At 62.8% G+C, this 24,780-nt stretch carries 20 protein-coding genes and 1 pseudogene; 13 read left to right on the top strand and 8 right to left on the bottom strand.

Annotated features, from left to right (window positions below):
- Positions 1-6 precede the first annotated feature (6 nt).
- The 3 genes from PQR42_RS27920 to PQR42_RS27930 all read right to left on the bottom strand — a co-directional run bounded on the left by PQR42_RS27920 (position 7) and on the right by PQR42_RS27930 (position 3,483).
- Complete coding sequence (locus PQR42_RS27920; RefSeq protein WP_408389029.1) at positions 7-1,395, bottom strand: c-type cytochrome; 1,389 nt, start codon at positions 1,393-1,395, stop codon at positions 7-9.
- Positions 1,392-2,108, bottom strand: coding sequence for a c-type cytochrome (locus PQR42_RS27925; protein WP_408213176.1), 717 nt, complete (start codon positions 2,106-2,108; stop codon positions 1,392-1,394). Before PQR42_RS27925 ends, PQR42_RS27920 begins: the two co-directional genes overlap by 4 nt.
- A 487-nt stretch (positions 2,109-2,595) precedes the next feature.
- Positions 2,596-3,483, bottom strand: a complete 888-nt coding sequence (locus PQR42_RS27930) for a LysR family transcriptional regulator (protein ID WP_408389027.1) — start codon at positions 3,481-3,483, stop codon at positions 2,596-2,598.
- A gap of 95 nt (positions 3,484-3,578) precedes the next feature.
- Between PQR42_RS27930 and PQR42_RS27935 the strand changes: the two genes are divergently transcribed.
- The 8 genes from PQR42_RS27935 to PQR42_RS27970 all read left to right on the top strand — a co-directional run bounded on the left by PQR42_RS27935 (position 3,579) and on the right by PQR42_RS27970 (position 14,973).
- Positions 3,579-4,895 carry an MFS transporter gene (locus tag PQR42_RS27935; RefSeq protein WP_408389025.1) on the top strand — a complete coding sequence of 439 codons (1,317 nt, stop codon included), beginning with the start codon at positions 3,579-3,581 and terminating at the stop codon, positions 4,893-4,895.
- Positions 4,896-5,198: 303 nt separating this feature from the next.
- On the top strand, positions 5,199-5,903 hold the full coding sequence (locus tag PQR42_RS27940; protein ID WP_408389137.1) for a response regulator: 705 nt from the start codon (positions 5,199-5,201) through the stop codon (positions 5,901-5,903).
- Between the two features lie 141 nt (positions 5,904-6,044).
- Positions 6,045-6,734 carry a response regulator gene (locus tag PQR42_RS27945; protein ID WP_408213168.1) on the top strand — a complete coding sequence of 230 codons (690 nt, stop codon included), beginning with the start codon at positions 6,045-6,047 and terminating at the stop codon, positions 6,732-6,734.
- A gap of 107 nt (positions 6,735-6,841) precedes the next feature.
- The gene (locus tag PQR42_RS27950) at positions 6,842-7,486 is read left to right on the top strand and encodes a response regulator (RefSeq protein WP_408389023.1); all 645 of its coding nucleotides are present in this window, start codon (positions 6,842-6,844) and stop codon (positions 7,484-7,486) included.
- Positions 7,487-7,742: 256 nt separating this feature from the next.
- Positions 7,743-8,489 carry an aquaporin Z gene (gene aqpZ, locus PQR42_RS27955; protein ID WP_408213162.1) on the top strand — a complete coding sequence of 249 codons (747 nt, stop codon included), beginning with the start codon at positions 7,743-7,745 and terminating at the stop codon, positions 8,487-8,489.
- A gap of 53 nt (positions 8,490-8,542) precedes the next feature.
- On the top strand, positions 8,543-12,985 hold the full coding sequence (locus PQR42_RS27960) for an ATP-binding protein (RefSeq protein ID WP_408389135.1): 4,443 nt from the start codon (positions 8,543-8,545) through the stop codon (positions 12,983-12,985).
- Between the two features lie 479 nt (positions 12,986-13,464).
- Positions 13,465-13,899, top strand: coding sequence for a CHRD domain-containing protein (locus tag PQR42_RS27965; protein ID WP_408389021.1), 435 nt, complete (start codon positions 13,465-13,467; stop codon positions 13,897-13,899).
- 117 nt (positions 13,900-14,016) lie between these two features.
- Positions 14,017-14,973, top strand: a complete 957-nt coding sequence (locus tag PQR42_RS27970; RefSeq protein ID WP_408389019.1) for an alpha/beta hydrolase — start codon at positions 14,017-14,019, stop codon at positions 14,971-14,973.
- On the opposite strand, the gene PQR42_RS27975 is transcribed toward PQR42_RS27970, so the two are convergent.
- Positions 14,943-15,785 (bottom strand): EcsC family protein, encoded by an 843-nt coding sequence (locus tag PQR42_RS27975; protein ID WP_408389133.1) that lies wholly within the window; start codon positions 15,783-15,785, stop codon positions 14,943-14,945. The two genes, PQR42_RS27970 and PQR42_RS27975, sit on opposite strands and share 31 nt — an antisense overlap.
- 139 nt (positions 15,786-15,924) lie before the next feature.
- Between PQR42_RS27975 and PQR42_RS27980 the strand changes: the two genes are divergently transcribed.
- Positions 15,925-17,520 (top strand): MDR family MFS transporter, encoded by a 1,596-nt coding sequence (locus tag PQR42_RS27980; RefSeq protein ID WP_408213153.1) that lies wholly within the window; start codon positions 15,925-15,927, stop codon positions 17,518-17,520.
- 30 nt (positions 17,521-17,550) lie between these two features.
- Positions 17,551-18,060, top strand: coding sequence for a MarR family winged helix-turn-helix transcriptional regulator (locus PQR42_RS27985; protein WP_408213151.1), 510 nt, complete (start codon positions 17,551-17,553; stop codon positions 18,058-18,060).
- Positions 18,061-18,176: 116 nt separating this feature from the next.
- On the opposite strand, the gene PQR42_RS27990 is transcribed toward PQR42_RS27985, so the two are convergent.
- Positions 18,177-19,454, bottom strand: a complete 1,278-nt coding sequence (locus tag PQR42_RS27990) for an amino acid deaminase (protein ID WP_408213148.1) — start codon at positions 19,452-19,454, stop codon at positions 18,177-18,179.
- A gap of 146 nt (positions 19,455-19,600) precedes the next feature.
- On the opposite strand from PQR42_RS27990, the gene PQR42_RS27995 reads away from it, so the two are divergent.
- The 3 genes from PQR42_RS27995 to PQR42_RS28005 all read left to right on the top strand — a co-directional run bounded on the left by PQR42_RS27995 (position 19,601) and on the right by PQR42_RS28005 (position 22,437).
- Positions 19,601-20,491, top strand: coding sequence for a MurR/RpiR family transcriptional regulator (locus tag PQR42_RS27995; RefSeq protein ID WP_106301982.1), 891 nt, complete (start codon positions 19,601-19,603; stop codon positions 20,489-20,491).
- Between the two features lie 3 nt (positions 20,492-20,494).
- On the top strand, positions 20,495-21,976 hold the full coding sequence (locus tag PQR42_RS28000) for an N-acyl-D-amino-acid deacylase family protein (protein ID WP_408389015.1): 1,482 nt from the start codon (positions 20,495-20,497) through the stop codon (positions 21,974-21,976).
- A gap of 74 nt (positions 21,977-22,050) precedes the next feature.
- Complete coding sequence (locus PQR42_RS28005) at positions 22,051-22,437, top strand: RidA family protein (protein WP_064265547.1); 387 nt, start codon at positions 22,051-22,053, stop codon at positions 22,435-22,437.
- Positions 22,438-22,510: 73 nt separating this feature from the next.
- On the opposite strand, the gene queF is transcribed toward PQR42_RS28005, so the two are convergent.
- The 3 genes and pseudogenes from queF to PQR42_RS28020 all read right to left on the bottom strand — a co-directional run.
- Positions 22,511-23,335 (bottom strand): NADPH-dependent 7-cyano-7-deazaguanine reductase QueF, encoded by an 825-nt coding sequence (gene queF / locus PQR42_RS28010; protein ID WP_408213140.1) that lies wholly within the window; start codon positions 23,333-23,335, stop codon positions 22,511-22,513.
- Positions 23,332-24,234: a 5'-nucleotidase gene (locus PQR42_RS28015; protein ID WP_408213137.1), complete on the bottom strand. Its 903-nt coding sequence runs from the start codon at positions 24,232-24,234 to the stop codon at positions 23,332-23,334. Before PQR42_RS28015 ends, queF begins: the two co-directional genes overlap by 4 nt.
- A 23-nt stretch (positions 24,235-24,257) precedes the next feature.
- Positions 24,258-24,780, bottom strand: a pseudogene (locus tag PQR42_RS28020) (threonine ammonia-lyase, biosynthetic); the annotation flags it as partial.

Here is a 24,780-nt window from a genome sequence, read left to right on the forward strand (position 1 = left end):
GGCGCTTCAGTGCAGCGGCGCCTTGCGCAACTCGTTGACCTCGCGGGACGTCACGGGCTGGCCGTGATTGCCCCACGCAGTGCGGATATAGGTGACCACGGCAGCGGCGTCGGTGTCGTTCAGTTCCTGGCCGAAAGGCGGCATGCCGTACGGTTCCGGATTACGCCTCGTGCCCGGCGGGAATCCGCCGTTGAGCACGATGCGGATCGGATTGACCGCGGAGTCCATCTCGATCGACTGGTTGCCGGCGAGAGGCGGGTAATGCTGCAACTGTCCTTCGCCCTTCGCGCCGTGGCAGAGCGCGCACTTGTCGGCGTAGATTTTTTCGCCGAGCGCGAACACGTTGGTGTTGGTCGGCGCCGACGGCCCGGACTTGCGGCCGCTCTTGTCCGGCAAGGTCTTGAGATAAACGGCCATCGCCTTGATGTCTTCTTCCGTCATGTACTGCAGGCTGTGATACGTGACTTCGGCCATTGGACCGTACACGGCGCCGCGATCGGAAATGCCTGCTTGCAGCAGGTCGACGATGTCCTTGATGCTCCAGTCGCCGAGGCCGCCGTCCTTGTCCGAGGTCAGCGACGGCGCGTACCAGTTCTGCACCGGAATCAGGCCGCCCGCGAACTGTTCGCTCTGCGACGAGCCGCCCAGCATGTTGATCTTGGTGTGGCACATCGTGCAGTGCCCGAGTCCTTCGACCAGATACGCGCCGCGGTTCCATTCGACCGATTTGGTCGGATCGGGCTGGAACTCGCCCTCGCGGAAATACAGCGTGCGCCAGCCGTACAGCAGCTTGCGCTGGTTGAACGGGAAGCGCAGCGTGTGCTTGTGGTTCGGTACGCGTACCGGCGCGACCGTCTTCAGATAGGCGAAGATCGCATCCGAGTCTTCGCGCGTGACCTTGGTGTATTGCGCGATCGGCATCGCCGGGTAGATCAGCGTGCCGTCCGGCGTGCGGCCGGTGCGCATCATCTTGAAGAACGCGTCCTGACTCCAGGTGCCGATGCCGTACTGTGCGTCGGGTGTGATGTTCGGCGAATACAGTGTGCCGAACGGCGTTTCCATCGCTAGGCCGCCGGCGAACAGTTTGCCGCGCGGCGCGGTATGGCACGCGACGCAGTCGCCGGCGCGCGCCAGATATTCGCCGCGTTTGACGATATCGGGACGCGTGTCGGCGTTGCCGCCCGGCGCGGCTGCTGGCGTGGTTTCGGCGGCGCGTCCTTCGGCGATCAGCGGCGTGTGCGATGCGCGCAGAAGCGCGGCGCTGCCGGCTACGATCAGGCCGCCAACCAGCAGACTGGATACGAGCGACGCCGGCGCGCAACGGCGCTTCATCGTGATGATCAAAGCGGCGCGCACTGCGCGGAAGGAGCCCAAAGAGCGCAGTGTCGGCTTCATTGCGGTTGGCTCCCGCAGGCGAGAGGCAGGCGCTCCGCGGACGACGGTGCGGGCCGCGGATCGGCGGGACGCGGCTGGCGCGCGAGCCAGCTCGACACCGCGGTGATGTCCTTGTCGGTCAGTTTGACCGCGATCGAATGCATGCAGTCCGGCGCGAGCGCGTGCCGCGTGCCCGAGCGCCAGGTGCCCATCTGCCCGGCGATATAACTCGCGTGCAGACCGAGCAGGCCGGGAATGCCCGGCTGCATGCCGGTCATGCGCGCGCCGTGGCACGCAATGCACGCCGGTATCTTGCGGGCCGGGTCGCCCTGTGTGACGAGGCGCTGTCCGGCGGCGAGCACGGCGGGCGCGACGTCGCTGTGATCGGCGTTGGGGTAGGGCGGTTGCAGATCGGCGAAATACTGGCTGATCTTGCGCAGATAGTCGTCAGGCAGGAAGGCGAGCAGATAGCCCATCGGCGGATAGGTGCGGCCGCCGTCACGGAACGCGGTCAACTGATTGAACAGATAGTCGGCCGGTTTGCCGGCAATGCGCGGGAAGTAATCGTTGTTCAGACCTTGGCCCTGCACGCCATGACACGAGGTGCAAGCGCGCACGCGCTCGTCCATGGCCGAGGGCATGGCGCTCGACGCGTCGGTGGCGGCTAGCGCCACGCCGCTCCACACGACGTAAAGCACAAACAGAATCGACGATCCGATAGTTCGACGATGCACGCCAGGCCTCGATTAGGGAACGTTCTTTGTTCTCGATTATCTCTCGCGCATTCGCACGTGGATTCGCTTATGAAGCCGACGGTTGACGCATGTCAACTCTGCCGGTTTTTCTCGTATAACGACCGCAAGAACAGCAAATCGAAACGGACTTATTCTGGATGGCGAGTGGTGATTCGCTACGGCGATGCGATTGCTTTATAAAAACAATGATCGGCCTGAATGCGCCGGTGGGTGGCGGCTTTCGGGCTGCGGGAATTAACGCTTGAAACGTTCAGCAGCGTGTACGAGGTTGCAGGAATTTAGTCGACGCGTCAATAGCAAACAAAAGCTCATTCGGCGGGACACCTGATCATGATAGGCGTCGATTAGGGGGCTTTCAATATTTCCATTGAGAATCGTCTCGCGCGCCGACGTTATCGCGCGAATGTGATCGTTTGATGATGAGTCACGGGCTTTGGCGAGGCGGCGTGAGCCCATCATCCGTGAATCAACTGAAGAGCCGCATCAAGGCCGTGCGAGCGTTGCTGACAAGTTCGGTTTCGCCGATTCGCCCGGGCAACAAATGAAACTCGACAGCAGGCAACGCGGGCAAACCCACGCTCGCCGGACAAGCCACGACACCGCCGCCAATCGACGATTCGTTCAGACAGGAAATGCCGAGCCCCGCCTTCAGCGCGAGTTGCAATCCGGCGACGCCGGAAGCGGAGTGCGACACCACATATGGCACCTTGTGCTCGTCCAGCAGCTTCACGACGAAACGCTGCAACTGGCAGCTCGACGGCAGCAATACGAGCGGATAGGGCGTGGCCGGCCGCGGACCTGAATCGGCCGCGCTGACCCACAGCAGTTTCTCGCGGCGCACAACCGTGCTTTGCGCGCCGGTGCGCCGGCTCGCGGCGCGCGTGTTGTCGGTGACGAGCCGCAGCGAGAGACCGATGTCGAACGACGCATCGTCGCCCGCATTGCTGTCGATCACCGCGCTCGGCTGCACGGTGACGTGCAGCTTCAGGCGTGGGTGCTGTTCCGAGAACGTTTTGAGAATGCGCGCGATGTCGTGCGGACGATAGTAGTCCGTGATGGCGATGCGCAACTCGCCGTCGAGCGAGCGGCCTTGCAGGTCTTCGAACGCGGCTTCGCTCATTGCGATGATGCGCCGCGCGTGGTCGAGCAGCCGGCTGCCGGCGGGCGTGGCGCTCACGCCCTGCTTGCTGCGAACGAAGAGCGGCTGGCCGGCGCGCTCCTCGAGTTTCTTCAACTGTTCGCTGACCGAGGACTGCGACAGGAACACACGCTCCGCGCCCGCCGAGACGCTGCCCGATTCGGCGACGGCGACAAAGGTCCGCAACTGCGTCAGGTCAAATCCACGTTGGCTCATGATTCGGTATATCCGATGGAAGTCATCTGAATTTCCGGCTTTTCCGATGGAAGCCTCAGCCGTAGGATACCCCCAGATTCTTTGCGGAGGGTGTCATGGGAAGCGAATCAATTACGGGCTTAGGGTTATCCAGCGGTCGAACGGCAAGCCATCGGTGGAAGGTGTTGGGCGTCGGGTTCGCCGCCAACGCGAGCTTCTCGGCGGCGTTCTCGGGGATTCCGACGACGGCGGTGTTCTTACGCTCGGGCTATCACCTGGGCAATGACGGGCTGGGCCTCGTACTCGGCATGCTCGGCCTCGGCATCGCGGTCAGCGAATTGCCGTGGGGGCTGCTGACCGACCGCTGGGGCGACCGGCGCGTCTTGCTGCTCGGGCTGCTTTCGACCGCGGCCGCGCTGGCCGGCTTGGCGCTGTTCGTCGTGCCGTCCGGTGCGCACGTGCCGAGCGTGACGATGCTCGCGCTCGGCCTGTTGCTGGTCGGACTGCTCGGCGGCAGCGTCAACGGATCGAGCGGCCGCGCAGTGATGGCCTGGTTTCGCGAGGGTGAGCGCGGGCTGGCCATGAGTATTCGCCAGACCGCGGTGCCCGCCGGCGGAGGCCTTGGCGCATTGCTGCTGCCGGTGCTCGCGTCCCGTTTCGGCTTTGCGAGCGCCTATACCGTGCTGGCGCTCGCCTGCGCGATCACGGCGGCGTTCGCATGGCGCTGGCTGCACGAACCTTCTCATACCGAGGCGGACGACGCGCGTGAAGTCCGCGACACGGCGGCGGCGAGCGGCGTGCCCGCCAGGGTTTCGCCGTTGCGCGACATCGGTATCTGGCGCGTGGCGCTCGGCGCCGGCGCGCTGTGCGTGCCGCAACTCGCCGTTGTGACGTTCGGCACGGTGTTTCTTCACGATTTCAGCCGCGCCGGCGTGCTGGCGATCAGCGTGACGATGGCCGCGGTGCAAACGGGCGCCGCGATCGCGCGGGTCTGGAGCGGCGGTTGGACCGACCGGCGTGGCAATCGCCGGGCTTACATGCGCGCCTGTAGTCTGCTGACGGCGGTGCTGTTCGCTTCGCTCGCACTGCTGACGGGTCTCGCCGGCATGCATCACGCGGCGATGACAGCGGTATTCGCGTTGATGGTCGTGCTGGGCGGCGTGAGCGCGTCGGCATGGCACGGCGTGGCCTTCACGGAACTGGCCACGCTGGCAGGGACGAGCCGCGCGGGCACGGCGCTGGCGATCGGCAACACCTGTGTGTTTCTTACGCTGTTCCTGACGCCGCTCGCGATTCCGCCGCTGTTGTCGGTCGGTTCGTGGCCGATGGTGTGGGCCGTGGCCAGCGTGTGCGCATTGATCGCGTTGCCGGTGTTTCCGCGCGCCGCGCGTGAGGGCAAGGTGAGCGCGGCGCGCGCTTGTGATGCAACTTGATATGGATCACGGTGCCCGTTGCTAACAATGCTGCGGGCGCCGCGTCGGAACTTCTGCGACGAATGGTCGAGTCGCTGAGTTTCCGCCGAAAATGCGCTGTTCGAGAAACTCGAAAATATCCATTCCGCGTAATTATATTTTCTATTTCTAATCAATCCGCAATGGACTATTAGTTTCTCTGCAGGATTCGGAGCGCTCCGATTTTCGTGAGGTTGTGGCGGTGATTTTATGGGCGCCTTGGCACATTGAACGTTGCCGAGGGGCCGTTAAAGCATGCGCAGAGTGGTTCAGATTTTTCTGCGTATGCGCATTCACTCCTACAACAAACGAGAGAAAATCCCGGTGAATCTTCGAATTATCCTGGCGGACGATCATCCATTCGTTATCCTTGGCGTCCGCGCCGCGCTGGAAATGCACGCCGGCGTCACTGTCGTCGATGAGGCGACGAATCCCGTTTCGCTGATTGAACGCCTGCACAGCACGCCCTGCGATGTGCTCGTCACCGACCTCGCGATGCCGGAACGTTCTGGCGCGATCGAGGACGGTCTTAACCTCGTCCGACGCATCCGAATTGGCTGGCCGCAATTGCGCGTCGTGGTGATGACAACTCTGGCAAACGCCGCGATTCTTCGCGCGCTTGTGTCGGACGGCGCCGTGAGCATGGTCGGCAAGGCGGAGTCGATGGACGAACTGTGGCAGGCGATCGACGCAGCTCGGCACGGTGAAATCTACTTCGGCCGTTCCATCATCGAAGCGCTGGCGCATCCGCAGGATCCCGACTGCGAACGGCCGCCGGCACCGCGTTTAACAGGCAAACAAGCTGAAGTCATCAGGCTGCTGGTAAGTGGCCGGTCGATCTCGGACATTGCGGCGGCGCTCGGCTGCGATCGCCGCACGGTCACGCGGCAAAAACGCGAAGCGATGGCCAAACTCGGTGTCACCAACGATCCCGGTCTTTTCTCTTACGTGCGGGCTTATGGAATTCTTAATTTTGAATCGTATATCTAAGCAATTTACTTTTTGAATTGGCTGAGGTTGTTTCGGAGCGATCTTATGTTTATTCTCGCGAAAATATTTAATCATCGCGATAGGAGCAGGGTTGACGGAAAAATGGCGGCAATCATTCAAGGTACGGAGGAGAAATAGAAGATGCGCGACACCGCTGAGGTAAGCACCCCCGTTCGCGCGATTATCGCGGACGATCATCCGCTCGTGCTGCTGGCGATCGAAAACCTGATGAGCGGCTATCCGAATATGGAGATCGTCGGCCGTGCAGCCGACGCCACCGAGCTCTTCGCGGAAGTCGATCGCGGTTCATGCGACCTGGTGCTCATGGACCTCTATATGCCGGGCGGTTCGGATGGCAGCGGACTGGAAGTCGTCAGGCAGTTCAAGACGCGCTACCCCGACATCGCGCTCGTCGTGCTCACCATGGAAACCGAGGCGGCCGAACTTCAGAAGGTCATTTCGCTCGGCGTCGAGGGACTGGTGAGCAAGCGGGACCGGATCGACCTGATTCATGTGGCCGTCATCACGGCGCTGGCACGCGAGTGCTATGTCGGGCCGGCGGTGCGCGCATTGATCGCCGACGCAACGGCGACCCAGCGGCTCGATTATGTCCGGAAGATTCTCTCGCGCCGCGAACTTGAGGTGTTCACCCAGTATGCGTCAGGATACGGCGTGACCGAGATCGCTGCGCGTCTGGAACGCAGCGTCAAAACGATCAGCGCACAGAAGTGCACAGCCATGCGCAAGCTCGCGCTGCACAGCGACGCGGAACTGTTTCGTTTCGCCGTCGAGTACGGTGTGATTCCTGAGGAGCGCATACCGAAGCGGTGATGAGCCGGCGACGCGTCGCGCCGTCGCGCGACGAATAGAAGATGTATTGGCACCGCCCGGGGAAGCACACCGTGTGCAGGGCATACCAATCGATAAGACAACAGAAAATGAGACAGAAGATCCGCGTCATCATCGCAGACGATCACGACTGCGTTCGCGTCGGCATCAAGCGCCTGTTGCAATCCGCGCCGCACATCGAATGTGTCGGCGAGGCGGCCGACACCCACGGACTGGCGGAACTACTCGACGCCTGCGCGTGCGACGTCGTCGTTTCCGATATCAATATGCCGGGCATTCATGGCGGCAGCAACGCGGTGTCGTTTCTGCGCCGCCTGTTGCGAGGGCAGTCGCGTCCTTGCGTCGTCGTCCTCACCATGATCTGCCATGCCCACATGCTCTCCGGTCTTCTGCATATCGGCGTGGGCGGAATCGTCGATAAACGTGAGACCGTCACGGCGTTGATCGACGCGATCGAGGCCGCTTTTGCCGGGCGCGTCTATCTGTCGCAACACGCGCGTGTCGCGATGGAGGCGGCCGACACGCCGCTGCAGTTGCGTGCCGGCATGCTGAGCGCGCGCGAGTGGGAAGTCTTCCAGCTTTATGTGCAAGGTCTTGCCGTCCATGAAATCGCGGCGCGTTTGCAGCGCAGCGGCAAGACGATCAGTACCCAGAAACGTAGTGCGATGCGCAAGCTCGGGCTGGAAACGGAAGCTGACCTGATCGACTATGCGCGGCAGATCGGATTGGCTTGATCTGACAGCCGATGGACATATTGCATTGCGCCGTCGGTAGATGACTTTGAAGAACTAGGAATTTAGGAGTCTTCTGATTGGTTGGGGGGCGTTGGCGTCTCATAGTTCTGAATTCACTACGGCTTTATTCCGCACTCTCCTGATGAAAACAGTCATTTCGTCAAGCTGAGCGATGCCCGGGCCGAGAGAATACAGGCAGATGTCTGATGGCAATCGTGCGATGCCGTCTGCCTGGCGGACAGAACCAGGAGGCGGCATGGATGCGTTAGGTAAGCGGTTGTTGGTCGAGGGTGTCGGAACGGCGTGGCTGGTGTTCGTCGGCTGCGGCAGCATTGTGTTGAACGTCGGTGCGATCCAGCAGGTAGGCGGTGTGCTGGAGGTGGCCCTGGCGTTCGGCCTCGCGCTCGCTACGGCCACTTATTGTTTCGGCGGCGTGTCCGGCGGTCATTTCAATCCCGCTGTCACCGTGGGCTTCACTGTCGCGCAACGTTTTCCAGTCAGGGATCTGCTCCCCTATATTGCCTCGCAGATTCTCGGTGCGATATTTGCCGCCGCACTACTCCTTTACGTGGCGGGCGGCCGTCCCGGGTTCGATCTGGGCGCGAGCGAGTTCGCGGCAAATGGCTTCGGCGACCATTCTCCCGCCGACTATCAGATGCATTCAGCGCTGGCTATCGAGTTTGTGCTGTCCTTCGGTTTCGTCATGGCAAGCCTGTTAATTGCCCGCCGGCAAGACATGGCGCCGATCGCGCCGCTGGTCGTCGGCGCCTGTCTGGCGCTGGTCTATCTCGTGTCGATTCCGGTTACCAACGGCTCGGTCAATCCCGCTCGCTCCACGGCCCAGGCATTGTTCGTCGGCGATTGGGCGCTGGACCAGCTTTGGCTGTTCTGGGCTGCGCCTCTGTCCGGCGGTGTCACAGCCGGTGCGCTGTTCTCGTTTCTGCATGGCAACGCCGACCACGCTGCCGCTACGCTCGCCGACGGGCGTGGCGAAGCTGCCTGAGTGCGTGAGGCGCCACTACCGTGTCCGCCATCAATTTCATGCCGGGTCTTGCAATGAGGCGTACGCTTGAACGCCTCTCGCTGTGTCTGCTCGCGTGGTTCTTATTTGTCACCGCACAAACAACAGCGTTTGCCCAATCGTTCGACAATCGCTCGAACGCTCAGGTTGTTGCCAATTTCCCCGCAAAACTGACCGTCGGCGCTCTCGCCGACAGTTGGCTGCCGTTCGACGCTCTGCAAGACGGCCAACTCACGGGCATGAGTGTCGACTATCTGCGAGCCCTCGTCGGGCCGAACGTCGTCATCGAAGCTAAGGCGTTCCCGGACCTGCCGCAACTGCTCGCCGCAGCATGCGCCGGAAATGTCGATCTGGTGATGAGCCTTGCCCGCACGCCCGAGCGCGAGCGGTGCTTGAGCTTTACCGCGCCTTATTTCCGCTCTTCCACGTCGGTCGTGGTACGCCGGGACAGTGACAGTTATGGCAGTCACACCCAGTTGGCGGGAGCACGTATCGCGCTAGAAAAAGGTTTTGCGCTCGAGCGTGTGATACGCGAGCGCTTCCCTCACGCCCAGATCAACACTTTCTCTACGACGCGCGCCGCACTGGTCGCAGTGACCCAGGGCGACGCCGATGTTTATCTCGGCTTCACTCCCGCTGTGCAATATGAATTGTCCACCGACGAGTTTCGTGGCTTGCGAGTGGCCTTCGAGGAGAGCACCAAAACCGCCAATTTGCGCTTCGCGGTGCCCCGGCAACAGATTGCATTGCGGGACCAGCTCGGCCAGGCGCTCGCGTCGATGAACCCGGCCGACGAGGTGGCGATTCGCATGCGCTGGCTATCCGGCAACTTCGACACGAAGCCTGTGCCCGCCGCGCCGCGTCTCGCGCTGACGCCGCAAGAGCAGGCCTGGCTTCGTTCGCTGCCGCCGTTGCAGATTGGCTTCGATGATGGCTGGCCCCCTTTCAGTTACGTCGACAGTTCCGGCCGGCCGGCGGGCATTGCCGCCGATTATCTGAACTATTTGAGCCGCACTCTCGGTGTCGTGTTCAACCGCGCCCAAACCGCCGACTGGCCCGCCACGATCGAAGCTTTCCAGCGTGGCGAGCTGGCGATTCTCGCCAGTGCTTCCAGCCATGATCCACGCCTCACGAAAGCGCGGCATACCAGCGCATATGAGAGTTATCCGCTGGTGATCGTCGGGCGTGAGGACGAGCCGGCGGCTCGCTCGCTGAACGATTTCGCGTCACGCCGCATTGTCGTTTCGTCGCATGTTGCCGGTTCGGTGCAACTCGCATTCCAGCGAATTCCGGCGGACCACGTGGTGGTCGCGCCCAGTCTCGACGACGCGCTCAAGATGGTCGAGTCCGGCGAGGCGGACGTTCTGGTGGGCAACGTGGCCGCCGTGGATATCCTGCTCAAGCAACGGTACGACGGCGTCCTCAAAATCCTCGGCACGGTGGGCGACTCCGACGCGCTCGACTTTGCCGTACGCCCGGACTTGAGCCCGCTCGCTGGGTTGATCGACCGTGCGTTGCTGGCTATGCCGCCCGCGGAAAAGCAGCACATCCGGCAGAAGTGGGTCACCGGTAGCGCGCCGGAGTCGGGCATGTGGAGCGTGACCGCGGTGCGTCTTCTGCCGGTGCTGATCGGCATCGGCGTCGCGCTGCTGATCACGCTGCGTGCCTATCTGTTGCTGCAGCGGGAAGTCAGGCTGCGCAAGAAAACCGAGCGTGAACTGGAACTGCAACTGAACTTCCAGGAAACCTTGATGAAGACGGTGCCCTATCCGCTCGTTGCCAAGGACCTCGATGGCCGTTATATCGCAGTCAACGAGGCCTATGAGCAAGCCTGCGGACTGGGCCGTGGGGCGATCGTCGGACGAACCACCATGGAGGTGCGAACATGGGGCGAAGCCAATAGCCGCATCCTTGACGACATCACACGCGAGATGCTGAACGGCGGCGAGGCCGTGCAGGTGGAGTTGCAGTTCGAGCGCGGCGCGGGCAACGAACGACATGGCCTTTTCTGGACCCGTATCTGCCGCGGCAGTGACGGTCAACCGGCTTGCGTGCTCGGCACGGTTGTCGATATCACCGATATCCGGCGCGCCGAAATGCGCGCGCGCGAAACCGAGCGGCGCCTCTTCGACGTGACGCGTTCGCTGCCGGCGGTGGTGTTTCAACTGCGCCGCACCGCGGACGGCGTGTATTCGTTTCCATATATCGGCGGCGATACGCGCCACCTGCTGGGTGCGAAGGACGATTCGCCGAGCAGCAGCGATCACGTCAATTTCCAGCGCGTGTGCGATGAGGATAGGGCGTTCGTGCAGGCTGAACTCGAGCGTTCAGCACACAGCGAAATGCCGGTGAACATGGAGTTCCGTTTCGCCGGCAACCAGGACATCAAGTGGGCGCGCGCCGAATTGGTACCGCGTCGCGAATCGGATGGTGGCGTCGTCTGGAGCGGTTACTGGGTGGACGCCAGCGTGGAGCACGCGCGCTCCGACGAGCTTGCGCGAGCGCGCGACCTGGCCGAAGCGGCCTCGCGCGCCAAAGACGACTTCTTCGCCATGATGAGCCACGAAATCCGCACGCCGATGAATGGCGTGCTCGGTCTCGTGGAAGTGCTGGAGCGTACGCCGCTCAACGCGGATCAAGGCGAAATGTTGGGCATGATCCACGAGTCGGCGGGCGCACTGCTGCAGATCCTCGACGACTTGCTCGACTATTCGAAAATCGAAGCAGGACGGCTGACCATCGAGGCCGAATCCATCGACATACGTGAACTGGTCGACAACGCTGTCGGCCTGTTGGCTGGCCGCGCCCATGAAAAGGGTCTGAAAGTGCGCGTGGATATCGGGCCGAATGTCGCCGCCACTCTGCGCGGCGACAGCGTCCGGTTGCGGCAGATTCTCTTCAACCTGCTCGGCAATGCCATCAAGTTTACGCCGCAAGGCGAGGTCGACGTGTGCGTGTCGGTCGTCGCACAGAGCGACGGCATTCAGACGCTCGAGATGATCGTCGAGGACACTGGCATCGGCATCGCGCCGGAGGTGCAGGCTAAGTTGTTCGAGCCGTTCGTGCAGGCGGAATCGTCCACCACGCGCCGGTTCGGCGGCACGGGCCTCGGCTTGACGATCTGCCGCAAGCTGATCGACCTCATGAACGGCTCGCTCACGTTGCACAGCGAACCGGGCGCCGGCACGCGCATGACCGTGCGGCTCGCCATGCCCATCGAGACCGAGCACTATTCCGTCAACGGCTTGCGCGGCAAGCGCGGAATCGTGGCAACCGGCGACGCGCGTATCGCCCAGGCGCTGATGCACTTCGGCGAGGCGCTTGGCCTCAAATTGCGCCGCGTTTCACCTGACGCACCGGAACTGCACGATCGCGCCGCACTGGCCGACGTGGATTTGCTGTTCGTGAATGAAGATGTGGCCTTGCCCGCGGACATCAGACCGCGCACGCGCGTCATCTGCCTGACCGAGAAGCCGAAGCCGACGGGCTACCGCATTCTCGACGACAACGTGCGCGTCAGCATCAATCCCATTTCGTGGCGCGGCCTCGGCGCCGCGTGCGCCGCCGCGATGACCGGGCTGCCGTCGGTGGCGCCGCGATCGGCGGGTATGTCGCGTACGCCCGAAGGCGCCACTTCGCCTCCGGACCGCGAGCGTGCCATCGCCAGTGGTCGACTGATCCTCGTCGCAGAAGATCATCCGGTCAATCAGGAGTTGATCCGTCACCAGCTCGCGTTGCTCGGCTTCGCCTGCGACGTGGCGAACGATGGCGCCGAGGCGTTGGCCGCGCTGGAGCATACGAGCTATGGGTGTCTGATCACGGATTGCCACATGCCGAACGTGTCCGGCTACGAACTCACGCGGCGCATCCGTGAAAGCGAGCAGGACGGCGCTTATCGCCTGCCCATCCTGGGTATCACGGCGAACACCGCACCCGAAGACCTGAATCTGTGCCGCGACGCCGGCATGGACGACAGCCTCGTGAAGCCGACACGGCTCGCCACGCTGCGTGATTATCTGAGTCGCTGGTTCGGCACCGACAGCGCGTGGCAAGCCGCGCCTTCGGAGGCCGTCAACACGCCGGCAGTCGAGGTACCGGATGTTCATGGCGGGGCCGAGCCGTTCGTCCCGGTCGATCTTGGGCACATGACACAACTGTGGGGTAGTGAATCGACCGTCAAGGCGCTGCTCGACTCGTTCGTGTCATCCGTGCGCGAGGACGTGCAGTCGTTGTCGCCGTTGCTCGAGCGCGTGGAGGCCGAGCATGTCGAGGTGGAACGTGTGCGCGAGTGGCTGCATCGCGTGGCGGGGGCGGCGAGCGTCCTGCAATATCCGCCGCTGCTCAAGGCACTTGAAGACTATCGCCACGAAATCACGGTCAAGCCGCCGGAACGCGTGCGCGACGACGGGATGGTTTTAATCGACAAGTGCAATGCCATGCTGGACGGAATCGAACAGCAGGCTGCATTGCTCGTATAAAAAACCGCTCGCGCACATGTGATCGCTTCACGTGCTTAGGGCGCCTGTGTGAACAAGACCGCGACAAAAGACGAAAAAAAACGCGGCCGAGGCCGCGTTAAAGATTTGGAGACTTCCCTCGATGAAGGAGTCACTTCTCGCAAGCAGAAGCATAACCGGGATGTCGCGATTCATTCATTACAAAATGCGCAATTAACTGTTTGAGGATTCGATTAAAACGTCGCCAGGACGTGTTCAGAGCGATATCGCAAGCGCGTTTGTTTGTCGGAAACGCCCGGAGATCACTACGGACAACTACAAAGTCGTCACGCGTTTCGGCCGCCCGAAGGCGATGCAGGACGTAAAAGTGACTGACTAAAAGCGCGCGGATGCGACGCGCCTCTCCAGCAAAAACAGGTTCGGCGGATTTGCACTAGTATGTGGTGGCTCCGCGCGCGGCCGAGTGTCGGTGCGGCGGTGCATCAAGTCCGGAGAAGACCATGATTGCGCTTCGAAAACTGAATCTTGCCGTGGTGTTGTGGGCGTTGGCGTCGGGCGTCGCCTTCGCGGATACGGTGGCCTTAAAGGCGGATCTCGAGCCGTCGAGCGAAGTGCCGCCGCGCGTGAGCCACGGGCACGGCATGTTGGACGCCACCTTCGACACCTCGACCAAATCCCTGCAATGGACAGTCACGTATGAAGGCTTGAGCGGCCCGGCAACCGCCGCGCATTTCCACGGACCCGCGCCGGTGGGCCAGAACGCCAAGATTCAGGTGCCGATCGACAAGGGCGCGCTCGGCAGCCCGATCAAGGGCTCGGCGGCGCTGACCGAACAGCAGGTGACGGATCTGATGGCAGGGCAGTGGTACTTCAACGTCCATACCGCGCAGAATCCGATGGGTGAAATTCGCGGGCAGGTTTTGCCGGCGAACTAGGCGGGCGGAAAGCTTTACCCGGCGGCGCGCGCCCTTTTTGAGATTAGAAGCCGCCATCCACCGGCGCAGCAGCGAACGCACGTAACATGACAGGACACAATCGAAGGGGCGTGTCCGATGAGTTGGCAAAGCGTACTCGCGTGCTGGTATCTGCGTAGGCAGTTTCGACCGGAGACCCTCAAGCCGCGCATCGATGTCGAGAAAGCGCGCGTGCTGACCGCCAAGCGCGTCTGGTTGCCGCGGGTGCCGGGCGGCTGGCGTCTGCGTGAGCTGTACAGTCAGAACGATGCGCCCTTGCGCGGCGAGTGGATCGAGCGCGCCGACGGTGCGCCAGCCGCACACGCCGGACCGACCGTGCTGTATTGCCACGGTGGCGGCTACTACTTCTGTTCACCGCGTACCCATCGCTCGATCGTGTTCGGTCTGGCGACGCGTGCCAATGCGCCGGTTTTTTCCCTCGACTACCGTCTCGCGCCCGAGCATCGCTTCCCGGCGGCGCTCGATGACACGGTCGCGGCGTACCGTCAGTTGGTCGCCGAGGGCATCGCGCCGGAGTCGATCGTAATCGCAGGCGATTCAGCGGGCGGCGGTCTTGCGCTCTCCGCGCTGGTGGCGTTGCGCGACGCCGGTGATCCCATGCCGGCAGGCGGCCTGCTGTTCTCGCCATGGACCGATCTGGCCGCGACCGGCGCCAGTATTCGCGCCAACGACGGTCTCGATCCGATGTTCAGCGGCTCCGCGATCGCGCTGGCGGGAAAGGTCTACCTCGGCGACACGCCGGCCACACATCCGTACGCTTCCCCGGTCTATGCCGACCTGCACGGCTTGCCGCCGCTCTTCATCATGGCGGGCAGCACCGAGGTGTTGCTCGACGACTCGCGGCGCGTGGCCGACAACGCGCGCGCGGCGGGCGTCGACTGCGAGCTCGAAGTGTGGAACAAGATGCCGCACGTCTGGCCGATCTTCGCGCCGTTCATCCCCGAAGGAAATCGCGCGCTCGACCGCGCCGCCGCCTTCGTGCGACGCGTGACGAGCCGCGCGGCTCAGCCGTCGAGCGCGATGTCGATCGTTTGATAGGCGGCTTCGACCGAAGCCTCGCCGTACTGCCGTTCCAGCCGACGCACGGTGAAGTGGCCGTGCGCGACCTGCTGGAAGTGGTCGATGAAAACCGTGTTGACCATCGCGCCGAGCACCGCGCCGATCGCCGGAATCGATTTGGCGGCGATCTGTTCGCTCACCTGCACCGAGAAGCGCGCGGCGATCGTGTTGAGCAGGCGCAACAAGGCCGCGGAGCCGTGCGCGGTGAAGCCTTTGGTCGCGATTTCAGACGACGCTTTCGACACCGCCTGCGCGAGTGCGCCGCGCATGATGAAGTAGCCGAAGTCGGCGTCGTCGTCGGTGCTCGACGTGCCGCCCATGCCGAGCACCGTCAGACATTGCAGTTGCGTGTCGATCGACGTCAGATCCTCGCCCTCGCTGCGCGCGATGTCGCAGATCGAGCGGAACATCAGCGTAGTCGTGACCGGCAACTCGACGGGCAGCGCGAACAGTCCGAATGCGCCGCCGGCGGCGCCAGTGGTCGCCACGGCGAACTTGTGCAGCAGATTGCTCGGCTTGTCGGGCACCACGAGCGGCGTCGCGCCGTCCTGCCGCCCCAGCGTGCGCAGCGCGATCGACAGGCACTTGCGCAGGGCCAGCTCCGTCGCGTCGGTGACTTTTTCGTTGGCGAACGCCGGCATGCGCGAGAGCAACTTCTCCAGCGGCGCCCCGACGATGCTCGCCAGCTTCATCGCCAGAGCGGGGCTCTCCAGTTCATGTTTCGCGCGGCGCAGCGCTTTCAGGTCGTCGTCCGATAACGATTGTGTTGCGAGCGAACTCGGCTCCATGTGCCTCCCTGGCGTCATGTGATATCCATTCTTCAGTCGATTGCCGGTGCGGCTAACCGCAACGGCTTGTCCCGCTTAGAGCGTCGCAGCGTGGTATGATTCCCAATCGTTTGACATGTCAACTGTTGCTCCATCAAAAATGGCTGTCCATACCGCGGCCCACCACTCGAGTGGGCAAGTTTTACCGTTCCGCGAATCGCTGCTGGCGATGCTCGGCATCTCCTTCGTCACGATGCTGGTCGCGCTCGACCAGACCGTGGTCGGCACCGCTTTGCCCACGATCGTCGCCGAACTCAAGGGTTTTGAGCTATACGCGTGGGTCGCCACGTCGTATCTGCTGACCTCGGTGATCACCGTGCCGATTTTCGGCCGACTCGGCGATTACTACGGGCGCAAGCCATTCGTGATCGCGTCGATCGTCGTGTTTACCGCCGCCTCGGTGCTGTGCGGCGCGGCCAACAATATGCTGTTCCTCGTGCTCGCGCGCGGCCTGCAGGGCATTGGCGGCGGCATGCTGGTCGGCACCGCGTTCGCCTGCATTCCTGATCTGTTTCCCGACTCGGTCGTGCGTTTGCGCTGGCAAGTGCTGATGAGTTCGGCGTTCGGTATCGCGAACGCGGTGGGGCCGTCGCTTGGCGGTTTCCTCACACAGTATTACGGCTGGCGCTCGGTTTTCTATGTGAATCTGCCCGTCGGTCTGCTGTCGCTGTTCTTTGTCTGGCGCTTCCTGCCGCATCTGCGTCATGTCGAACACGAAGGCAAGATGCGGCTCGATTGGCCCGGCGCCGTGCTGATCGCCGTGGCGCTCGGCTCGCTGCAACTGTTCGTCGAGTTGCTGCCGAAGCATGGCGTGACCTTGAGCGCATTGGCGTTGCTCGTCTTGAGCGTCGCGTCGGCATATGCGTTGTGGCAGTGGGAAAAGCGCTGCCCGACAGCGATCCTGCCCGTCGACATGTTCCGCAATCGCAGTCTCGCCGCGCTCTTCACGCTGGCCGTGCTGGGCGGCTTTTCGATGTTCTCGCTGCTGTTCTACGCGCCGTTGCTGTTCCAGGGCGGCTTCGGCATGTCGCCGAAAGAAGCGGGCCTCGTCATCACACCGCTGGTCGTATTCATCACCATTGGCAGTATCGCCAACGGGCGCATCGTCTCGCGCGTGCGCAATCCGAATCTGATGCTGTATATCGGCTTTACCCTGCTCGCGCTGGCTTGCCTCGGCGTGGTCGTCGCGACGCGCGCCATGCCGCAGTGGCTGCTGATGTCGTTCATGATCGTCGGCGGATTGGGGCTCGGTTTCGTCATGCCGAACCTGACGATCTTCGCGCAGCAAACCGCCGGGCGCGAACACCTCGGTATCGCGACGGCGCTGCTGCAGTCGCTGCGGATGATCGGCGGCATGATCGGCACGGCGCTGACCGGCACGCTGGTCAGCCATATGTACGCGAGCGGTGTGCGCAGCGCGCTGGAAAATGATCACGCGTCGCACTGGTTCGCGGATCTCGGCGACCCGCAAATCCTCATCAATCGCGATGCGCAGACCACCTTGCTCGGCGAGTTGACGCATGCGGGCCATAACGGCGCGATGCTGCTCGAGAGTGCGCGCGAAGCGCTCGTGTCAGCGATTCATCTGGGGCTCGCCATGGCGGCGATCATCGCCGTGGTATCGGTCTGGCAAAGCCGCCGCGTGCCGCCGATCAAGCTCCAGCGCAAGCTCGAACCCGTGATTCACGCGGACTGATTTTCAGACTTACCGTTTTACAGACAGATTATGGAAGAACAGGACCGCGTCGCCGTCATGCAGCAATTCGGCCGCACATATCGGGCGTTCATGTCGGCCTTCGAGGCGCACGTCGGCCATCCGTTGCCGCGCTGGCGCATTCTGCTCGCGCTGCACGAGCAGGCGGGCGAGTCGTCGCAGAAGCGGCTGGTGGAGCGCTTGCGCGTCGATCCGGGCGCGCTGACACGGCAACTGAAAACGCTGGAAGGTATGGGCTGGATTGCTCGCAGCATGGATACGCGCGATAACCGCGTGACCAACGTGCGCCTGACGGAAGCGGGGCAGTCGGCGACCGAAGCCAGCCTGCCGCGTCGCAATGCGTTCATGCACGACACGATAGCCGTGCTGCCGGACGAGGCGCTGAACGCGCTGTCGGGTGCGTTGAAGATGCTCGAGGCGAGAATCGGCGAAGTGGCGGCGACGGCTAGCGCAGCCGGAGCAGGTGAGGTTGCCGCTCAGACGCCCGAGACGGTGGGCAGTGAAGCGCCGCGTCAGCCTTGATTGCCGGACGCGGTTAATCATATTCAGCTCGGCGGAGCGGCGCGAAAAATCAGGCGTTCCGCACCACCACGAAAGGCGCGCCTCGTTGCCTGAGAACGCGCCCTTCGCCAAACCCATCAGAAGAACGTTTCAATCACTTCCGTGACGCGATACGCCGGATCGACTACCAGCACCTGACGCCACTTGTCGAACGTCAGACACGGATGCGAAATGTCGAACGCGATCATGTCGCCCACTTTCAGGTCAGCGCCTGCCGGAATCCGCAGATACGCGTGCTGATCCATCAGGCCGAAAATCTCCCAGCCTTCGCTCGCCGCGATATCGCGCGGTGCTTCGTTGCCCGGACGATAGTGGCGCGCCGGTTCCGGCATGCCCGCGTCGAACGCCGAATCGCGCTTGCCGAGACCGATGATCGCGCGATCCGGCTCGGGAATCGACTGCACATACGCCCACAATTGCAGCGCGGGAAGCAGCCCTTCGCCCATTTTCTTCGCGACCGGATTCCGCGCGAAAATCTCCGTTTGCGCTTTGCGATAGATGCCGACGTCGTGCGTCAGATAGCAGCCGGGACGCAGCACAACCTCGACCTTGCCGGTCTCCGACGCCTTCACGAATTCTTCCGCGACCACGTCGTACCAGGCCGATCCCGCGCCTGACAGCACCGCCGGCGTACGCGCAAAACGGCCTTGCTCGACGAGTTCGCGCGTGACCGCGACCGCGCTTTGCAGGAACTCGCGCACCTCGTGCTCTTCCTTGAGCACGCCTTCATACAATTCGACGCCGGCGAGTTTCAGCGTGTCCGGATAGCGTGCAATTGCGTCGAGCACCGCGTTGCGCTGCGCCGCGTCTCGCACGCCCGTGCGGCCGCCCGGCACGCCGAGTTCGAGCAGCACTTGCAACTGCTTGTTCACCGACTTGAAAAACTCGCCCAACTGCTCGACGCCTTCGACCGAATCGACGAGACAGAAGAATTCGAAATCCGGATCGCTCAGCAACTCGGCGACCATCATCATGTTGTGACGGCCGACCAGTTGATTGGCCATGAGAACACGCGAGACGCCACCGTGATAAGCCGCGCGCACCTGATGCGCGGTGGCGAGCGTGATGCCCCACGCGCCGTTGTCGAGTTGGCGGCGAAACAGCTGCGGCGCCATGGTGGTCTTGCCGTGCGGCGCGAGTTTGACGCCGTATTCCGCGACGAATGCCTGCATCCACTTGAGGTTGTGCTCCACCCGGTCCGCGTACAGCACGGCGGCCGGCAGGCTCACGTCTTCGTTCAGCAGGTTCCACTCGAGGCGCGCGGCATCCGTGAGTTGGATACTGGTGCCCGGAACCATGCCCAAGCCCTTGCTATGAGGATCAATCGTTGCGCCCTGATAGTTTGTAACTTTCATGTCTCCCTGCTCCATCGTCCAGTTAAATTGAATCAAAGTTGACTTTACCATGTTACAGAAAGTACGATGGATGGAGAAATGTTATTTAGTACCACGGTTTGCCGAAGGCGGGTTATGAGCCTTCGCGCCGCCTCCCACAGTCTGCAATGAACTTAACCGCCGAACCGCTGGCTTTCGACATCGTCGCGCGCATTGCCGAATGCGCGCCGGAACTGCGCTCGGCTGAACGCAAGGTCGCCGCGCTGATTCTCGATGATCTGACGGGCGCCTCGCGCGCCAGCATCGGCGCGCTCGCGCAGCAGGCGGAGGTGAGCGTCGCGACCGTTACGCGCTTTGCCAAGGCGGTGGGTTGCCGCGACGTCCGCGAGCTCAAACTGCGGCTCGCGCAGGCGGCCGCCGTCGGTCAGCGTTTCCTGCAGGCCGGCGGCCCGAGTGACGCGCCCGAGCCGATCGCCACCCGCGTGTTCGACGAATTGCAGACCGCGCTCGCGCACAACCATCAATTGCTGCGCCAGGCGCCGCTCGGCGACGCGGCGGCCGCCTTGCGCGGTGCGCGCATGATCTACGTGTTCGGCATGGGCGGCGGCTCGACCGCGCTTGCCGACGAGATGCGCTTCCGGCTCGTGCGTCTCGGCCGGCCTGTCGCGACCTATCAGGACGGCTTGCTGCAACGCATGGTGGCCAGCACCGTGTCGCGCGAATGCGTGGTGATCGCGCTTTCCACCACCGGGCGCGTGCCCGAGATGGTCGAGAACTGCAAGATCGCGCGCAGCTACGGCGCAACCGTGATCGCGCTGACCGCGCCGGCCTCGCCGCTCGCGCGGTTGGCCGACTGGGTGATCCCGATCGTCGCCTTTGAAACCGATTTCATTTACAAGCCGTCGTCGTCACGTTACGCGATGATGATGGCGCTCGATGTGCTCGTCACCGAACTTGCCGTCAGTCAGGGTGACGAGAGCCGCGAATTGCTGCGCCGCATGAAGCATGCACTCGACACGCACCGCGGCGGCGGCGATCGACAACCGTTAGGAGACTGATCCATGCATTCGCATCCCGAAGCCGCCGATACGCTGATCCTCGGCGCGCAACTGTATGACGGCACGGGCGCGCCGCCTGTCGAACGCGACGTCGCGGTTCGTGACGGCCGCATCGTCGCGATCGGCAATCTGTCGAACTGGCTCGCCGAAGAAGTGATCGAGGCCGAAGGGCGCGCGCTGGCGCCGGGTTTCATCGACGTTCACACGCACGACGACACGCATGTGATCCGCTCGCCGCAAATGCTGCCGAAGATCACGCAAGGCGTGACGACGGTGATCGTCGGCAATTGCGGTATCAGCGCGTCGCCGGTTGCACTCAGAGGCGATCCGCCGGATCCGATGAACCTGCTCGGCGAACGCGACGCGTTCCAGTATCCGACCTTCGCCGCGTATGTCGAAGCAGTGAATGCGGCGCGGCCGGCGGTGAATGTCGGCGCGTTGATCGGCCATACGGCGTTGCGCAGCAACCAGATGGACCGGCTCGACCGCGCGGCGACGCCGCAGGAAATCGACGGCATGCGCGCGCAACTCGAAGAAGCGTTGGCCAACGGTGCGTTGGGTCTGAGTTCAGGACTCGCATACGGCTCGGCGTTCTCGGCGCCAACCGAAGAAGTGATGGCGCTGGCCGAACCGCTCGCCGCGGCCGGCGCGTTGTACACCACGCACATGCGCACCGAATTCGACGCGATTCTCGACGCCATGGACGAGGCGTATCGCGTGGGTCGTCACGCGCATGTGCCGGTGGTGATTTCGCATCTGAAGTGCGCGGGTCCGTCGAACTGGGGACGCAGCGAGGAAGTGCTGAATTCACTGGAAGGCGCGCGCCGCCTGCAGCCGATCGGTTGCGATTGCTATCCGTACAACCGCAGTTCGTCGACGCTCGATGTGAAGCAGATCACGGGCGATATCGACATCACGATTACGTGGTCGGAGCCGCATCCGGAGATGGCGGGCAAGCTCGTGAAGGAGATTGCGGCGGAGTGGGGCGTTACGCAGCAGGAAGCGGGCAAGCGCCTGCAACCGGCGGGCGCGGTGTATCACAACATGTCGGAAGACGACGTGCGGCGCATTCTCTCCCATCCCGCGACCATGGTCGGCTCGGACGGTCTGCCGAACGATCCGCTGCCGCATCCGCGCCTGTGGGGCGCGTTTCCGCGCGTGCTCGGCCACTACGCGCGCGATGCGGGCTTGCTGCCGCTCGAAGAGGCGGTGCGCAAGATGACCAGCTTGTCGGCGCGTCGCTTTGGACTCACGCAGCGCGGCGAGGTGCATATCGGTTATCACGCCGATCTGGTTTTGTTCGATCCGGCCAAGGTGCGCGACGCGGCGACGTTCGAGAAGCCGCAGCAAGCAGCCGACGGCATCGACGCGGTCTGGGTGAACGGCGTGTTGACGTATCGCAATGGCGAAGTGACGGGCGAGCGCGCCGGTCACTTCGTGGCGCGCGGCGCGGCGTCGAAGGGTGACGCGCACGGCGCGTTCTGATTTTTTGATCGATTGATTGCGGCGCGCGCGGCGATTTTGCCGGACGCGCGCCGGACTTTTTAAGGAGTGTAGTGATGAAGCGATATGGTGTTGAAGGCGGGAAGGGAACGGGCGGTCAGCATATGCCGTTCGCACGCGCAGTCGAAGCGGACGGCTGGCTGTTCGTCTCCGGACAGACGCCGATGGAAAATGGCGAAGTGATCAATGGCGGCATCGTCGAACAATCGCACAAGGCGATTCAGAACGTGTTCGCGATTCTGAAGGAAGCCGGCTATGGCGCGGAGCATGTGGTCCGCTGTGGCGTGTGGCTGGATGATCCGCGCGACTTCGCGTCGTTCAACAAGGTGTTCCGCGAGTATTTTGGTGAGAACCCGCCTGCGCGCGCCTGTGTCGTTTCTTCGATGGTGATCGATTGCCGGGTTGAAGTGGATTGCGTGGCTTATAAGAAGCCCGCCGCCTGAACCTGAAGGATTCGTTGTTTTTCGTTCGCCGCGGCTCGGCACCATCAATTCGCCGCGGCGAACAACCCGCTATTTACTGCCGCGCCAGCCGCATATTGTCCGGCATCGGCAAGTTGTAATTCGTGCGGAACGGATTGATATCCAACCCGCCGCGCCGCGTATAACGCGCATACACCGCGAGCTTCACAGGCTTGCAGGCCTTCATCACATCGATAAAAATCCGCTCGACACACTGCTCGTGAAAACCAGTGTGATTCCGATACGAGATGATGTAGCGCAGCAAGCCCGCGTGATCGATCTGCGGGCCCACGTAATGAATCTGCACGCTGCCCCAATCCGGCTGCCCCGTCACCGGACAATTCGATTTCAGCAAGTTGGAGAACAGCGTTTCTTCGACCGGCGCCTCATCCAGCGCCGCTTTCAGCAAAGTTGCGTCCGGCTGATAAACGTCGGTATCCAGATCCAACCGATCCAGCGACAAACCCTCGAATTCTTCCATCTGCAATTTGCCGAACTCATACGGCGCCGCCAGATGAACGGACACGCTCGCGCCGCACGACGTGGACACATCGCGCTTGATCGTGTCGCGCACCGCCTCCATCGACTCGAACGCGGTCTGCGCGAAGGAGCCGAGATACAGCTTGAACGACTTCGACTCCACGATGTTCGGCGAATCCGCCGGCACGAAGAAAGTCGCCACCGCGATCTGCGGCTTGCCGCGCGCATTCAGCCACGACAATTCATACGCGTTCCAGATGTCCGTGCCGAAGAACGGCAACTGCGCGCCGATGCCGATCGCCTCGCGCGCATTCCTGCGCGCAATCGGAAACAGCAACGACGCGTCATATTGTTCGGTGTAAGCGGAGGGCTTGCCCAGCGGTGATTGTTCGGGTGTCATGATGCGTTCACGATGCCACTCAGCACGTGCCCCGTCGCCGTCACGACGCGGGCCGATTCGCAGTGGCCAATTTGGTCGTCGAAGAAAAAGTCCGGCTCGAACTCGCGCAGAAATGCGCTCTTGTCGAGGCCGCCGAGGAACATCGCTTCGTCGATTTCGATGTTCCACGCCATCAAGGTGCGGATCGCGCGCTCATGCGCGGGCGCCGAGCGCGCCGTCACCAATGCCGTACGAATATGCATGGGTGCGGCTTCGTCCGCGAGTTTCTGTAGCCGGTGCAGCGCTTCGAGCAGCGGCTTCAAGGGGCCGTCCGCGAGCGGCAGATCCTTGTTGTGAATCTCGTGGCCGACGAATGCGCGCAGGCCGTCCTTCTGGAACACGCGTTCGGCTTCGTCGGAAAACAGCACGGCGTCGCCGTCGAAGGCAATGCGGATTTCGTCCGGATACTTGCTCGCCATTTTCGCCGATTCGGGCAAGACGCGCGCGGCGGGAAATCCGGCGGCGAGCGCGTCGCGCACGTCCTGCTGATTCGCGGACAGAAACAGCGACGCGTTCAACGGCTTCAGGTAGCCGAACGGCGCGCGTCCGCGTGTGAACACACCGCGCTCGATGGCGAGCCCATGTTCCCGGCACGAATGGAACGCGCGCAGTCCGCTGATCGGATCGCTGCGCGAGAGGATCACCACTTCGACGCGATGGCCGCCCGCGTTCAAGGCCAGCAGCTTGCGGATCAGCGGAAACGCCACGCCCGGTTTGGCGGGCAGGGTCAGACGGTCGCGCTGCAACGCTTCATAGGCCTGAAGGTTGCCTTCCTCGTACACGCGGTTCTCTTCCTCGAAGTCGAACAGCGCGCGCGACGAGATTGCCACCACCAGCTTGTCGACAAGCGAAAGAGCCATCTGCGCGTTTCAGTCCTAAGTAATCAAGCGAGGAACAAGCGATACACCGGATTCTGCGTCTCTTCCCAGTTCGGATAGCCGAGCGTGGCGAGAAAACGGTCGAACACCTCGTTCTCGCTTTCGGGCACCTGGATGCCGACCAGAATCGAACTGTAGTCCGCGCCCTGGTTGCGGTAGTGGAACAGGCTGATATTCCAGTTCGGTGCCATCGACGAGAGGAATTTCATCAGTGCGCCCGGCCGCTCGGGAAACTCGAAGCGGAATAGACGTTCGTCGTGTGCCAAAGGCGAGCGCCCGCCGACCATGTAGCGGATGTGCTGCTTGGAGAGTTCATCGAACGTCAGATCGACCGTGGCGAAGCCGTGCGCCTCAAACGCGCCCGCGATCTGCGCCGACTCGCTGCGATTCCTGATCTGCACGCCCACGAAGATATGGGCGGAATTCGCATCCGCAATGCGGTAGTTGAATTCGGTGACGCTGCGTGTGCCCAGCAGTTCGCAAAAACGCCGGAAACTGCCGCGCTCTTCGGGAATCGTCACCGCGAAC

This window comes from Paraburkholderia sediminicola (assembly GCF_046027355.1).
Classification (GTDB): Bacteria; Pseudomonadota; Gammaproteobacteria; order Burkholderiales; family Burkholderiaceae; genus Paraburkholderia; species Paraburkholderia sediminicola_B.